This window comes from Nostoc sp. UIC 10607 (assembly GCF_047228265.1).
Taxonomy (GTDB): domain Bacteria; phylum Cyanobacteriota; class Cyanobacteriia; order Cyanobacteriales; family Nostocaceae; genus Nostoc; species Nostoc foliaceum_A.
The window spans coordinates 1-14,492 of sequence record NZ_JBIQNW010000069.1 but is presented as its reverse complement, the minus strand read 5'-3'; the positions used below and the strand labels follow the sequence as shown (position 1 = coordinate 14,492).

11 protein-coding genes are annotated in these 14,492 nt (G+C 40.5%); 9 read left to right on the top strand and 2 right to left on the bottom strand.

Annotation, left to right across the window (positions count from 1 at the left end; genetic code table 11):
• Positions 1–4 precede the first annotated feature (4 nt).
• From ACEYW6_RS30925 to ACEYW6_RS30915, 3 genes are read left to right on the top strand one after another with little or no spacing between them, the layout of a single operon-like run.
• Entirely contained in the window at positions 5–1,153 is a 1,149-nt protein-coding gene (locus ACEYW6_RS30925) for a 3-oxoacyl-ACP synthase III family protein (protein ID WP_412982792.1), read from the top strand.
• A gap of 41 nt (positions 1,154–1,194) precedes the next feature.
• Positions 1,195–2,247: an SGNH/GDSL hydrolase family protein gene (locus ACEYW6_RS30920; protein WP_412982791.1), complete on the top strand. Its 1,053-nt coding sequence runs from the start codon at positions 1,195–1,197 to the stop codon at positions 2,245–2,247.
• A 30-nt stretch (positions 2,248–2,277) separates the two neighbouring features.
• The gene (locus tag ACEYW6_RS30915; RefSeq protein WP_412982790.1) at positions 2,278–2,961 is read left to right on the top strand and encodes a class I SAM-dependent methyltransferase; all 684 of its coding nucleotides are present in this window, start codon (positions 2,278–2,280) and stop codon (positions 2,959–2,961) included.
• A 44-nt stretch (positions 2,962–3,005) separates the two neighbouring features.
• On the opposite strand, the gene ACEYW6_RS30910 is transcribed toward ACEYW6_RS30915, so the two are convergent.
• Positions 3,006–6,581 (bottom strand): NB-ARC domain-containing protein, encoded by a 3,576-nt coding sequence (locus ACEYW6_RS30910; protein WP_412982789.1) that lies wholly within the window; start codon positions 6,579–6,581, stop codon positions 3,006–3,008.
• Positions 6,582–6,958: 377 nt separating this feature from the next.
• On the opposite strand from ACEYW6_RS30910, the gene ACEYW6_RS30905 reads away from it, so the two are divergent.
• A complete protein-coding gene (locus ACEYW6_RS30905) occupies positions 6,959–7,138 on the top strand; it encodes a CopG family transcriptional regulator (protein WP_190895456.1) in 180 nt (59 codons plus the stop codon).
• A 471-nt stretch (positions 7,139–7,609) separates the two neighbouring features.
• Here the strand turns inward: ACEYW6_RS30905 and ACEYW6_RS30900 are convergent, their stop codons facing one another.
• Positions 7,610–7,756, bottom strand: coding sequence for a ribbon-helix-helix protein, CopG family (locus ACEYW6_RS30900; protein ID WP_412982788.1), 147 nt, complete (start codon positions 7,754–7,756; stop codon positions 7,610–7,612).
• 1,055 nt (positions 7,757–8,811) lie between these two features.
• Between ACEYW6_RS30900 and ACEYW6_RS30895 the strand changes: the two genes are divergently transcribed.
• The 5 genes from ACEYW6_RS30895 (at position 8,812) to ACEYW6_RS30875 (ending at position 14,328) form a co-directional block, all read left to right on the top strand.
• A complete protein-coding gene (locus ACEYW6_RS30895) occupies positions 8,812–9,660 on the top strand; it encodes a prohibitin family protein (RefSeq protein ID WP_412982787.1) in 849 nt (282 codons plus the stop codon).
• An 81-nt stretch (positions 9,661–9,741) separates the two neighbouring features.
• Positions 9,742–10,158: a DUF1824 family protein gene (locus ACEYW6_RS30890; RefSeq protein WP_412982786.1), complete on the top strand. Its 417-nt coding sequence runs from the start codon at positions 9,742–9,744 to the stop codon at positions 10,156–10,158.
• Between the two features lie 71 nt (positions 10,159–10,229).
• Positions 10,230–12,158 (top strand): ABC-F family ATP-binding cassette domain-containing protein, encoded by a 1,929-nt coding sequence (locus tag ACEYW6_RS30885; protein WP_412982785.1) that lies wholly within the window; start codon positions 10,230–10,232, stop codon positions 12,156–12,158.
• A 248-nt stretch (positions 12,159–12,406) separates the two neighbouring features.
• Positions 12,407–13,228, top strand: coding sequence for an IS4 family transposase (locus tag ACEYW6_RS30880; RefSeq protein ID WP_412982784.1), 822 nt, complete (start codon positions 12,407–12,409; stop codon positions 13,226–13,228).
• Positions 13,225–14,328 (top strand): IS701 family transposase, encoded by a 1,104-nt coding sequence (locus ACEYW6_RS30875; protein WP_412982783.1) that lies wholly within the window; start codon positions 13,225–13,227, stop codon positions 14,326–14,328. The genes ACEYW6_RS30880 and ACEYW6_RS30875 overlap by 4 nt, the downstream gene beginning before the upstream one ends.
• The last annotated feature ends 164 nt before the right edge of the window (positions 14,329–14,492 follow it).

The following is a 14,492-nucleotide window of genomic DNA, read 5'->3' as shown; positions in this document are numbered from 1 at the left end:
TTTTATGGCACAACATGCAGTAGGTATTCGCTCACTCGCTGTAAGCTTACCTAGCATTAAACGTAACAACGATTACTACAGAGAAAAATACCCGGAATTGGTTGCTCAAGCAGAGCAAAAAAGTTTAGGAAGGTGGTTCACTCTTGATGGCTCCACCCCCAAGAGTGAGTTTGACTTGGAGATGGTGCCTTATCTATCAGATCCCTTTCGGGGGACTGTCGAACGGTGGGTGCTAAGTCCAAATGAGTCACCACTAATGCTACAGTGCCGTGCGGTAAAAGATACCCTTGCGGCTGCAAATCTTTCTCTGGAAAATGTCGATCTGATGCTTGTTGCCTCGATCTGGCCTGAACAAATCGGATTTGGTGATGCTGCCTTTCTGGCGCGTGAGCTAGGTTTGCAGGGTGCAGCTTGGAATATCGATGCAAGCTGTGGTAGCACTTTAATTGCGTTGCAGACTGCTTATGCTTTGGTTTCGGCAGAACAGTATCACAACGTACTAGTAGTTATCTCATGCTCTTACTCTCACTTTGTCCCCGAAGATGATACTGCCTCATGGTTTCTTAGCGATGGTGCTGGAGCTTTTGTGGTAAGTAAACTTGAATCACATCAGGGTATTCTTGGTATTAAGACTATTCATGCTGGTGCCCTGTCCGATCTAGTTTACCCTGCGATCGCCAAGGATATACAGGGCAACTTGCAGGTTCATATGCAGGTCAGCAAGGATGCAAACAGATTAACTCGCGAAACGGCTGTAGGGTTTCTCCGCACTTGTTGTGAAGGTGCTATTCATGCAGCAGGTGTGACCCTTGAACAAATAGACTTTTTTATTTTCAACACACCTACGGCTTGGTTCGCACGCTTTTGTACGCGCGTACTGGGTATTAATCCAGAACGTACAATTGACCTCTATCCACAATATGCAAACATTGGGCCAGTACTTACTATAGTTAATATGTACCATGCTGCACAGTTAGGAAAAATTAGCGAAAATGACTTAGTTCTTGTTTATGGATTTGGTGCAGCAGGTGCTGCCTCTGCGAGTGTGATGCGTTGGGGCAAAGTAGCGCTAGGTTCTGCTCCTATCCATAAAATAGAATCTGACTTGGCAGTGACAAGTTCTAAAGACAGAACCAAAGCTCCTTCTTGTTAAGGTTGTTTACCAAGAATTAATATTTATCTGAGTAGTTGCCTGTGAAGAAACAAATTCTTGCGACCGAAATTTTTATTTTATCTCTCATATTTCCGCTCAAAGTTTTAGCACAGAATAATGACGAGATTTATGTGTTTGGTGATAGCCTCTCTGATACAGGCAATGTATTCAATGCCACAGGTGGAATCATTCCTTCAAGTCCAACTTACTTTAATGGACGTTTTTCCAATGGCCCAATTTGGGTGGAATATCTCGCCTCCAATTTAGGATTAAACTTGAATCTAAACACCAACTTTGCCTATGGTGGCGCAACCACAGGGTCTAAGAATATCGGCATTGCTAGTTTACCAGGATTGCAGCAACAGATTAATAGCTTTACATCAACAAATCCTTCTGCAAACCCGAACGCTCTCTACGTCATCTGGGCTGGTACGAATGATTATTTAGATTACTTTTTTGGTGACATTCCCAATCCTACCCAAGCAGTCAACAATTTATCAGTATCAGTAACGTCGCTTGCTGCTGTTGGTGCTAAAAACTTTCTGGTGGTTAACTTACCAGATTTAGGAAAGTTTCCAGTTACAGGCGGCAATAATCAAGATTCCAGCTTACTGAGCACTTTTACGAGTGCACACAACTCCAGTTTGACTGCAAATCTCAACTTTTTGAGCCAGCAACTCAGCCCTGATATTAATCTCATTCCTCTTGATGTTAATTCTCTATTCAATACAATCATCGCTGCTCCAGAAGAATTCGGTTTTACAAATGTTACCGAATCTTGTGTTGGAGACTTATCGGTAGTGCCCATTAATGTTCCCAAGCAGCCAGTTGCTTGTGAACCAGATAAGTTTTTATTTTGGGACCAAATCCACCCCACAACCTCCGTTCACAAACTAATTGGAGAATTAGCTTTTTCAGCCGTGAAGCCAGTACCTGTATCCGAACCTTCTGCTGTATTAGGAATGTTGGCGCTTGGTGTTTTAGGTGCAGTTGGATGCGCGGTTGAGAGATACAAAAATAAGCGTCAAGTTAGGGCAAAAATTGTACTTATACCTGTTTTTGAAGTTATTCATAGGGTAAGTCCAGAGTCCTGAATTAATAATGTAACTCTTGGAATAAAAGTTATGGTGATTAAGTTTGAGAAAATCCTTATATGGGGACGTTCTGCTGAAGAATACACCAAGATGTTTGGTTTAACTCTTGAAGATAACAAACTGAAAATTATTGACTGTGCAGGTGGCCCTGCAAGCTTTAATGTTGAGATAACCCGTAGAGGAGGCAATGTTGTCTCTTGCGATCCCATCTACAAATTAAGTAAAACTGAGATTGCTCGACACATCCAAGAAGCTAGCCGTGAAGTCATGAGTGCGGTGCAAGGAAATCCAGATAATTTTGTTTGGCAGGATATTCAATCGCCAAGCCAGTTACTAAAGATTAGAATATCCGCAATGCAGGAATTCATTGAAGACTTTTCTTTAGGAATTCAGGAGAAACGTTATGTTACAGGTGAGCTACCTACTTTACCATTTGCTGATCGAAAATTTGATTTAGCCTTATGTTCTCATTTTTTATTCATCTATTCTGAACACCTATCTGAAGAGTTCCATCTCGCTTCTATTGCAGAAATGTGTCGAGTTGCTATAGAGACACGCATTTTTCCGCTGCTAGATACCTCTGGCAAGCTATCTCCATTTTTGCTGACAGTCATAAACCAATTGATCAAGCAGGGATATGAAGTAGAAATTAGACAAGCATCATATAAATTTCAGAAGAATGGAGACAAGTTCTTGAGTGTATCAAAAAGCTAAGTCTTGAAAAAAGTGATTTAGTTTTTTATGATAATCCAGGTTTTTCATCTGAAAACTGTAGGATTGCCTTCTCCATGAATAACTGCTCCTAAAGCTTTCAGAGATGCTCTCTGAGCCTCCGTTATACCTGTAATGCCAGTGACGTTCATGCCTTGATAGGGTCTATCATTCCTCAAAATTTTTAGACACTCTCCAGTCTTCACATCCCATATTCTAATTGTATCATCTTGACTACTACTAGCCAGGGTTTGATCATGGGCACTGAAGGCAAGTGACCAAACCCACTTGGTATGTCCTGACAATGTTTTGAGGCATTGTCCACTACTGACATCCCATAACTTCACCATTTGATCCCCACTCCCACTCGCTAGAAGGTTTCCATCCGCACTAAAGCTGACTGAGTAGACAGAACTGGTATGACCTTGTAAAGTTCTAAGGTGTTTACCTGTTCTCGCATCCCATAACTTCACCGTTTGATCGCTACTGCCACTCGCTAAAAGCTGCCCATCAGGACTAAAGCTAACTGACCACAGCCAATCAGTATGTCCTTGAAGCGATTCAAGGCATCGACCAGTGTTGACATCCCACAATTTCACTGTTTGGTCATGACAACCACTAGCTAGTATCTGACCGTCTGGGCTGAAAGCGATAGACCAGACCCGATGGCTTTGTCTATTAAAGGTATTAATGCATTGACCTGTACTGCTATCCCATAGCTTTATTGTGCGATCGTCGCTGCTACTTGCTAGAATCAGACCATTTGGGCTGAAGGTAACAGCTAATATACGGTTACTGTGCCCATTTAAGGTTGTGAAACATTGACCAGTGTTGACATTCCACAATTTTATCGTTTGGTCTTCACTGCCACTAGCTAAAATGCGACCATCTGGGCTAAGAGAAACTGATGTAACCCGATTATTGTGTCCCCGCAAGGTTTGAAGACACGTACCAATGCTAGCATCCCAAAGCCTTACAATTTTGTTAGACCCACTACTAGCCAACATGTAACCGTTTGGGCTGAAGGCGACAGACCAAACTCCATCACAATAACCTTGAAAAATCCTAATACAACGACCAGTACTCACATCCCACAGCATAACTTTTTGGTCATCACCGCCACTAGCCAGAATGTAGCTGTCTTTGTCGGAACTTAGTGCAACTGTCCATATTCGGCTGCTGTGTCCTCTCAAAGTTCTAATACATTTACCTGTAGCAACATCCCAGACTTTCACCGTTTGATCATCACTACCGCTAGCAATAATATGTCCATCCAAACTGAAGGTAACAGAATGTACTGAGTCAGTATGACCTTGTAGTGTTAAATAGCATTGTCCTGTGTCAACATTCCATAGCTTCACTGTGTGATCATGACTAGCGCTAGCCAAAATGCGACCATCTGCACTGAAGGTAACGGAATGTACTCGATTGGTATGTCCCTCAAATATTTTAATACATCGACTAGTGTTGATATCCCATAGATTAAGGGTATGATTGTCGTTTCCAGTTACCACTGTATGACCATCGGGGCTGAAGGCGATTGACCATACACTATAATCATCTACCGATAAAGTCTTAAAACACAGGCCAGTATCGATATCCCAAAACTTTACAGTTTTATCCTCACTGCTACTCGCCAGCATGTGACCATTAGTACTGAAGGCGATAGACTGGATACCACTGCTATGCCCTTGCAAATTTGCAACACACTGACCAGTGCTAACATTCCATAGCCTCACTGTTTGATCGTCACTACCGCTAGCCATAATATCTCCATTAGGACTGAAGGTAACTGATCGAACCCAACCAGCGTGACCCCTGCAAGTGAGCATCTGTTGTCCATCTACAACCTGGTACAGGCGAATCTCATTATTAGTATCGCCTGTAGCTAGAAGTTTGCCATTGGGGCTAAAGGCTACCGAAAAAATACCACCGAGGGTTTCCGCAAAAACACACTTAGCGAGATCGGCATGAGCAAAATTTGCATTGTGCAAATTCATATTACGCATATCTGCTTGCCAAACAGTCAGATAAGAAAAATCATAGCCACTTAAATCTGTTTCTAAATTAGAAAGCAAATTCAGAATATTTCCAGCCGTATACCCTGATTCTAACGGCGATGTTTCTCGGAGTTTTACTAAAAGTTGAGTTAATTTATTTTCAATGTTTCTTTTACTTCTTAAAACATTAAGCAATCCATCTATAACTGATTTGATTATGAGACGAAGCTGAGTGTCTTTAATATAGTCTTTACCTGTCGCCTTCATGAGAGCATGACATCTAAATAAATCAATATTCTGAGTGACAATCTCTTCACAGACATTTTCTATCAAGCTACTAGTCACATACTCCATAACTACAGGCTGGAGAGTAAAAAGTGATCCAGTTTTTTCAATGAGCGTAGGCGTAGCCTTCTCGATTAGTGATCGCCTTCCTAAAGATTCTACAGCCTCTAGTAATTTAGCTTGAGGTACTGGTGATATAATATCGTCTCGCAATTCTGAGAGGGTAATCGACTCACGATTAATTGCTAGCCAGTACATTATATTCTTTTCTAAATCTGACAAGCGCTCAAACTGCTGCTCTAAAATATCGCGAATATCTCCAAAAACAGCTGTGTCTTGTTGCAAAAATCCAGTCACATTACCATCAAAAACATCTTGAATGGTCGTGGCAACTATCTTCAAGGCTAATGGATTGCCTCCATAGCGTTCAATCATTACTTTCCATTCATCTTCTGCCGCCGATAGCCCTTTGAGTTTTAAGATTTCTTGCCCTTCCCCCACCTTCAAGCCACTCACTAGTAATGAGCGAACAGGTAGTGCTTCTCCTTCAAGTAATGCCACTTCTTTCGGTTTTTCACGACTAGTCAGCACTAAGCAGCTTTGGTGAGTTGCTTCTCCTACCCGTCTTAAAAGCTCACCATATTCCTCATATCCTTCTCGATAAAGTCCGGCACGGCTACCACTACGGAGAATTGACTCTGCATTATCAAGGATCACCAAACAGCGATGATTTTGCAAATAATAGAGTAGTCGCGATACCCTCTCACTAAAGCTTTCTGATAAGTTACCTTCTGTTTCCTGTTCGTCAGATAAAAATTGGATCAGGTTACTTAGAATAATTTTAACAGGTGGAGCTTCTCGTAGCGATCGCCAGATCACATACTCAAAGTTGTCCTGAATCTGTTGAGCAAACTTTACAGACAGTGTTGTTTTCCCAATGCCTCCTATCCCCAATAACGTGACCAATCGGCAGTGCTCATGGAGAATCCATTGCTCTAGCGTGGCAAGTTCTTCTGTACGCCCATAAAAAACTGAGTTAAAGATAGCTTCTCCCAAATCTAGACGAGTATTTGAGCTTGAATAGTCACTTTTATCTATTTTTAGATGAAAAGCTAAAAATAGCTTTTCAAGAGTCTGTTTATCAACTCCTCCTTCCCGATTCAAGACTTTCGAGATGGTAGCGGAATATAACCCAGAGCGGGCACTCATTTCTTCAAGAGTGTACCTGTTTCCAAAATTTTCCTTTGCTTCTGATTGATGCTTTGCTTGCTGAATTTTTTGTAAACCCTTGGTAGTAAGTGCAACGCCACGCTTGCGTCTCCAATTCTGTAAAGTCATGTATTAACTCACGTTTGGGTAATCCGCCTTTAACTAAAAGGAATTATCTACTAGATTGCTATAGATATGAGGTGATAGCTATCACAAACGAATAATCTCATGTTGTAGAGGATTTCAAAGAGATGTATGCCCAAAACAGAAAATCTGGTCTGTGGGGTATTGCTGACATAAGCTCTTCAGCCGAAAGCTTCTTGCACCACACGTAATGGCTGATTAATTACGTGTGGCTTTAGTTATTTAATACCTTTAACTTTCAGTAACACATTTCGGGCGTAAAGCTTAAGTTCAATCTCAAAATCTCGATTTTCACTGGTAAATACGTTTCTGAATTGGCAAACTTGATAAAGAAAGTTTGTATATATCTAGCCTATCAATCAATGAATAAAACTGCTGCACTTAAATTTCCCCGTTTGGCAACCTCCAGCAAGAAAAAGGCGCTTAAGCGAATCACCTTAAACTTGACATCAGATGAAGCTCAGAACCTTGAAAAGTATTGTGAACAGACAGGTAGGCCAGCAATAGATGTGATTCGGGAACTCATTCAAACCTTGCCTTGACCTGATTTTTCACGCCCAGTTGGCAAAGTCCCAGTCCAGAAGAGTTATGACTAAAGTAAAAGATTTTGCAGTTTTACTCTGAAAAGAGTAAATCAAGAGCGGTAATCATAGATTAGACCCTCACGACTGGATATTTGCTATTTCAATACTGTTGTTTGTTGCAAAAATACTAAAAACAAGAGTTAGAAATTATTCTCTGACAGAAGTTGCGACAGAATAAGGATAGCCGCCGAATCGGAGAAACAGTCTCTCACTCGTCATTGTGCAACTCAATAATAGTTATCACGTCCATCTTATTTCGGCGTGCTGCGCTCGTTTACGGCGGGCATAGCACGCCTTCACTCAATATTTACATCCTTCTCAATCCTCACAAAAAATTATCAATCGTTAATTTAACACCTCCAATTAAACCAAACTCTAATGCTTATAACTTGAGAACGAACCAAGGTTAAATAGTTCGCCAATCCACTTTTATTTCGTCGGTGGCAAGGCTCGAATGAGTTCTCGAATCACATCCGTTGCTGGTCTGCCTGTCTGTTCACAATACTTTTCAAGGTTCTTAGCTTCATTTGATGCCAAGTTTATAGTGATTCGCTTGACGGCCCATTTTTTGTTCATGCTGAAACAGATAAATCATGTAATCATCGCTTCAAACCTGATTTTACCTTCCCGACTGCTAAGTAACCTAAATTCAGTAGACCGAAAAGTTTTGCGATACCTAGGTTGGACTACGCCTACGCCAAAAATAGTTGTTTATAATACAGTTTCTCGATAGCCCAAAAAGTTGATTGCTTTTGATGGCTTATAAAATAAACTTATGAATTAATCGCCTAGAAGCAACCCAAGCCAGTCCTACGTCAGATACACTTCACAGACTACTCCTATGGTTTGACGTAAAAACTCCAGCATCTGTCTAAGGGTAAATAGATTAGAGAAAACTTCTCGATCTCTTGAAGGTGGCTAACCTGCTGTTTGAAGAGTTAGTTGGCGCGATCGCAAAATGAAAGCGGTACAACATTATATTGCTAGGTGTAGGGGCACGGCACTGCCTATTGGTGTCAACTTAACGTAAAAGCCAGTCTCTAACAAGCTTTTAGAGATTGACTCTTGTCTCGTTCCCAGTCTCCGACTGGGAATGCCGTCCTGGCGGCAGAGCCGCTTTTGAGTTGCATTTCCAGCCTCTTGCTGGAAACGAGATTTGAAAAGGCTTTTTGCTTAAGTTGACACCAATGGGCACTGCCGTGCCCCTACGGGTGTACCTCACGTAAACTCAACGCGCTGGGAACGGTTGATACTAAACAAAATCTTATTGCTGTTGTCAGATTCCTTGAAGCTATTTACTGAGAAGAGGGATTTTATCTATTGTCAAAAACGGCGTAGGAATTTACCGAGTTATTGATTACTACTTTATCCCCCATCTTCAAATAGCTAATGACTGATGACTAATCCTTTACACTGAGCGTAGGGGTTTTAAAATCTCTAAACAGTTACTAGAGTGAAACTTAAACTAGAAACTGAGTTTACTCAATTCAAAGCAAAAGTTTTGACTATTTGCTACTCTCAGATTTAACCGTACTATTTTACTCAGGACTTACCACTCAGCGAGAAATCGGAGCGGCTTGTCGTCAGACATCTGAACTTCGGTAACTCAGCACTCACACGGAGAGAGGAATTTGAAAAATCAGGAATTGGGAAATTGGCAAACCACAGTTTTCGGAATTGTGTTAGCAATACTAGTGATTCTCGGGCTAAATTCTTTTATCATTATTAACCCAGGACAAGCAGGAGTGATCAGCATCTTGGGTAAAGCCAGAGATGGCGCTTTATTGGAAGGAATTCACGTGAAACCGCCTTTTATCTCAGTGATAGATGTGTATGATTTGACTGTGCAAAAGTTTGAAGTGCCAGCGGAGAGTTCTACTAAGGATTTGCAAAATTTATCTGCGAGATTTGCGATCAACTTTCGCCTCGATCCTGTAAAGGTAGTTGAAGTTAGAAGGAAACAAGGAACTTTAGAAAATATTGTATCAAAAATAATTGCACCCCAGACCCAAGAAGCATTTAAAATTGCAGCAGCTAGAAGAACAGTAGAAGAAGCAATTACCAAAAGAAGTGAATTGAAAGAAGACTTTGATCAAGCGTTAGGCGATCGCTTAGACAAATATGGGATAATTGTGTTAGATACTAGCGTAGTTGATTTAGCATTCTCACCAGAATTTGCCAGAGCAGTGGAAGAAAAACAAATTGCTGAACAACGGGCGCAAAGAGCCGTTTATGTAGCACGGGAAGCAGAACAAGAAGCACAAGCAGACGTTAATCGCGCCAAAGGTAGGGCAGAAGCTCAAAGACTCTTAGCAGAGACACTCAAAGCCCAAGGAGGACAGTTAGTTCTGCAAAAAGAAGCAATTGAAGCTTGGAGGACTGGCGGCGCTCAGATGCCCAAAGTTCTCGTTATGGGTGGTGACTCAAAAAGCGGCATCCCCTTCATGTTCAACCTTGGAAATGTTCAAAATCAACCTTGATTTGTGTAAATAATACTTAGTTAGTTGGGCTAGTCCCAACTCAAACACAACAGAAAACCAAGAAGATAATAATCGAAGTTTATGTCAATCCCCAATCATCAGAATCTCACCGCTGAAGAAGCGAAAAAATTACTGAATAAATTCAACTGTCTAGACATTGCTCCCATCCTTAATCCATCAGAAAAAGTAGTCATTCGTAATGCCTTAATTTTGCTCACCAAACTTGCTGATTATCAAATCTTAGGAATTTGTGCCGATACAGCAGAAGAAGGAATACTGGCTATGAAGACATATTCTCTGGCTTTAGGTTATGAACCACCACATAATTTGTCTACACCTGAAGGCCCAGTTTATATCAAATTAAATGGCAAAAATGGCTTGTGTTATCTCGATTCTTATGATGGACATCATCGTGGTGTATTAGTATCTTGTCAGTCTTATGACGAAGAGGGAATCAACGAAATGTATGGGCATCTTCCCTTGGATTTATTTGTATAGAATTCGGCAAATGTAGGTAGGGTCTGCGCCTTACCTACTAACTAATGAGCAATGAAAAATTACTAAATATTATGAGTATTATTACACTACAATCAGTCACAAAAGACTTTGGCATCAAAGAGATTTTAAAAGATGCTAGCTTTAGCCTCGATGCTACTGACAAAGTTGGCTTAATTGGTACGAATGGTTCAGGAAAATCAACCCTATTAAAAATGATCGCCGGGTTAGAATCGATTGATAGTGGTCAAATTTTAATCAACTCCGGTTCTAAAATAATCTACTTACCCCAGCAGCCAGATTTAGATGAAAATCACACAGTTTTAGAGCAAGTTTTTGCTGATAGCGGCGAACACATGGCTTTAGTGCGTGAGTATGAAGAACTCTCAGATAAATTGGCTCACTATCCAGATGATAGCCAACTGATGTCTCGCCTTTCTGTGGTGATGCAACGGATGGATATAAGTGGTGCTTGGGAACTAGAAACTAATGCTAAAATCATCCTTACCAAATTAGGAATTTCTGACTTTGATGCCAAAATAGGCACTTTATCTGGAGGTTATCGCAAGCGGATTGCTTTAGCATCAGCGTTGCTAGCAGAACCAGATGTTTTGCTGATGGATGAGCCGACAAACCATCTCGATGCTCTTTCTGTAGAATGGTTACAAAGTTATTTAAATCGTTATCGCGGCGCACTTTTTCTAATAACCCACGATCGCTACTTTTTGGATCGCGTTACCAATCGGATCATTGAAATTGACCGAGGTGACATTTACACCTATACAGGTAACTATTCATATTACCTCGAAAAGAAAGCTTTAGCTGAAGAATCTGCCGTAAGTAGTCAACGTAAACACCAAGGCTTGTTGCGGCGCGAGTTGGAATGGCTCAAAAAAGGTCCGAAAGCCAGAAGTACTAAGCAAAAAGCTAGAATTGACCGCGCTCATGCTTTGCGAGATACTGAATTTAAACAAGTTCAGGGTAAAGTTGATATTTCTACAGTTGGTCGTCGCATTGGCAAAAAAGTTATTGAATTAGATAACATTTCTAAAGCCTATGATGGGCGTACCCTCATCAATAGTTTTAGCTACGAATTTAGTCCAGAAGACCGCATCGGCATTATCGGCGCTAATGGTGCAGGTAAATCTACTTTAATGGATATTATTACTGGTCAGATTAAGCCAGATTCTGGTATTGCAGAAATTGGGACTACAGTTCACATCGGTTATTTTGACCAGCATTCTGAAGAATTGCTCACAGCTTTAAACGAAAATCAGCGCGTGATTGACTATATCAAAGAAGAAGGAGAATTTATTAAAATTACCGATGGGACTCAAATTACTGCTTCTCAAATGTTGGAGCGGTTTTTGTTTCCTGGTAATCAACAGTATGCGCCAATTAATAAACTTTCTGGTGGTGAAAAACGCCGTTTATTTCTGCTGCGGGTTTTGATGAGTGCGCCTAATGTCTTAATTTTAGATGAACCGACAAACGATTTAGATGTTCAGACATTGGCAGTATTAGAGGATTATTTAGAAGATTTTGTCGGGTGTGTAATTGTAGTTTCTCACGATCGCTACTTTCTCGATCGCACCATCGACACAGTTTTTTCCTTTGAGGAAGGCGGTAATCTCCGGCAATATCCAGGTAATTACTCGATTTATCTCGACTATAAGAAGGCTGAAGAGGCACAGCAACAAGCTGCTAACACTAAGGAGAAACCCAAAAATGCCGAAGTCCAAAATGGTGCATCTTCACCCAAGGATGTAGAGAATACCAAGCGGCGGAGGTTATCCAATTGGGAGAAAAAAGAATTTGAGCAGTTGGAATGTAAAATTGCCCAGTTAGAGGCTGAGAAAGCGGAAACTGAGAAAACACTAGCGAATGTCTCACCGGGGAATTATAGCCAAGTGCAAAAACTCTACGATCATGTGGAAAAGCTCAAGCACGCGATCGATGTAGCGACTGAACGCTGGTTAGAATTGGCTGAGATGGAATCTTAAATTAAGAATACCTTAGCCATCTACTACGGAGCGCCCTATCTCTTCATAATCTTTTTTTGGCTAAGGTATTGAAGTACAAAAGCTGAAGGGGTGACAAAGCGGCTGAAGCCAAGAAAATAGAGGAGTGTGACCGTTTTGGGGTAAAAAAAGATAGGTCAGGTACTCTCAACAAGACCTATCAAATGATAATGTTACCTAAATTCTACCAAAACTGCGCTCATTATGTACTGACACCCGCGCAGTACAAGATGCTAGAAATATTGCTGATGCTATTGCAATTTCATAAAACTGTGACAATTGAGAAACTAGCAACAGTCTTTCCACAACCGATAAGATTTGAAAGTCGCCGGCGGAGTATACAAAGATTTTTACTGCTACCGCAGTTGTCGATTCCATATCTGTGGTTTCCCCTGCTCAAACGATGGGTAAAAAATAGTCTGAAAACAAGAGAGAAACGGCTGATATTTGCGATTGATAGAACACAATGGCGTTCGCAAAATGTATTTGTAATTAGTTTAATAGAACAAAAAAGAGCAATACCTGTGTACTGGATATTGTTACCGAAAAAAGGATGTAGCAATTTGGGAGAGCAGAAAAAATTAATTCGTCCACTATTACAGTTATTTAAGGGATATCAAATGCTGGTACTGGGAGATAGAGAGTTCCACAGTATAAAACTAGCAAATTGGTTACATAGCAAGAGCATTGACTTTGTATTGCGTCAGAAACAAGGTACTTATATTCGGCAAGAAAACCAATCATACCAACGCTTACAATCTTTGGAATTAACTCCTGGCATCTCGTTCTTTTTAACAGGTATTCAAGCAACGAAACAGAAAGATTTTGCTAATTTTAATCTCGCCGGATATTACAAGCGCAAATATCGTGGAGTTGTTGAGCCTGCTGGCTGGTTTTTATTAACTAACCTTGATAGTCTCAAAGATGCCATTAAAGCATTTAAGCTACGGAGTGGCATTGAGACCATGTTTAAAGATTGTAAAACTGGGGGGTATAATCTTGAATCTACTTATGCTGATGGTCAACGTTTGATAGCGCGGTGCGAGAAATGAGGTTATGGCTAACAAAAATGTTTATTGGAGAAAGACAAATAATTTTGTGTATTGACGAAACAGGAGATAAGAAAAAGGGAAAATCTACAGACTGTGTAACTCGTCAGTATATAGGAAATTTAGGCAAAACCGAGAATGGAATAGTGTCAGTTAATGCTTATGGTGTAGTAGATGGGATGACTTATCCATTAATTTTTCAGATTTTTAAACCGGAAAATCGACTGCAATCAGGAGATAAATATAAAACGAAACCACAAATAGCGGTAGAAATAATTCAACAGATACAAGAAATGGGTTTTAAAATCAAGTTGGTATTGGCAGATAGCCTTTATGGAGAGAGTGGAGATGTTATCAGAGTATTAGAAAAATTAAACCTAGAATTTATCGTGGCAATTCGTTCTAATCATGGTGTGTTGATGTCAGCCGGAAGCCGGAAGCGTTATAACTCCTGGAAAGCTTATGAGCAAAAGCTTTCACATCGTCAAACAGAAACTCGTTATCTCCGAGAAATCATCTTTGGTCAACGTCGTCGCTTGAGATATTACCAAATCAGTAAAAGTAATGTTCCTGACCCTACAGGAGATGAAAGCTGGTACGTTATGACTAATTTATCTGTCGATATTCACCTTAATGTTGCTCAACTTTATAGTTTGAGAAACTGGATTGAATATGGCTTTAAACAAGTCAAGAATGAACTTGGCTGGGCTGATTTTCGCCTAACAGACTATGAAAGCATTGAGCGCTGGTGGGAGATAATTTTTAGTGCTTATCTTTTAGTTAGCGTTCAGGCGACTTATTTCCACTTAGAAGCTGAGAAACTGGTATCTGAAAATCTTCCCAATTCTAGTCCTGATTCCTCTTCATTCATCAATGCATCAACTACTGAATTTAGCCAACATCGGGAGTGGGAAACGGGCATGACATGGAAAAGTTCCCTGAATAACTTGAGACTAATTGTTCAGCCTTATATCTTCTACCATTTGCTGTTACCTTGGTTAGATGTATTCAATATTCCTGGGATGAGACGCTGTTTCCTTAAGTTAATTGAATTGATGAATGGTTTTCGAGCTTTTCCCATTCCTTTCTCTATTGCTAGTTAATCGTCTTTCTATTTTTCTTTCCCTAAAGTAACAAAAGAGGGATAATCCTTAATTTACCTGAGTTTCAGCCTTAACTGAACCGTATTGGGTGATAGTGTGTTGTTTTAGCAGGTAGATACATGAAATCAAAACCCCCTAGCTGTGAAATAAGCTAGGGGGCTTTG

Bases quoted from the DNA above. Each gene is read 5' to 3' on its own strand.
- ACEYW6_RS30925 (WP_412982792.1), top strand. From the start codon at position 5: ATGGCACAACATGCAGTAGGTATTCGCTCACTCGCTGTAAGCTTACCT.
- ACEYW6_RS30915 (WP_412982790.1), top strand. From the start codon at position 2,278: ATGGTGATTAAGTTTGAGAAAATCCTTATATGGGGACGTTCTGCTGAA.
- ACEYW6_RS30910 (WP_412982789.1), bottom strand. From the start codon at position 6,581: ATGACTTTACAGAATTGGAGACGCAAGCGTGGCGTTGCACTTACTACC.
- ACEYW6_RS30905 (WP_190895456.1), top strand. From the start codon at position 6,959: ATGAATAAAACTGCTGCACTTAAATTTCCCCGTTTGGCAACCTCCAGC.
- ACEYW6_RS30900 (WP_412982788.1), bottom strand. From the start codon at position 7,756: ATGAACAAAAAATGGGCCGTCAAGCGAATCACTATAAACTTGGCATCA.
- ACEYW6_RS30890 (WP_412982786.1), top strand. From the start codon at position 9,742: ATGTCAATCCCCAATCATCAGAATCTCACCGCTGAAGAAGCGAAAAAA.
- ACEYW6_RS30885 (WP_412982785.1), top strand. From the start codon at position 10,230: ATGAGTATTATTACACTACAATCAGTCACAAAAGACTTTGGCATCAAA.
- ACEYW6_RS30880 (WP_412982784.1), top strand. From the start codon at position 12,407: ATGCTAGAAATATTGCTGATGCTATTGCAATTTCATAAAACTGTGACA.
- ACEYW6_RS30875 (WP_412982783.1), top strand. From the start codon at position 13,225: ATGAGGTTATGGCTAACAAAAATGTTTATTGGAGAAAGACAAATAATT.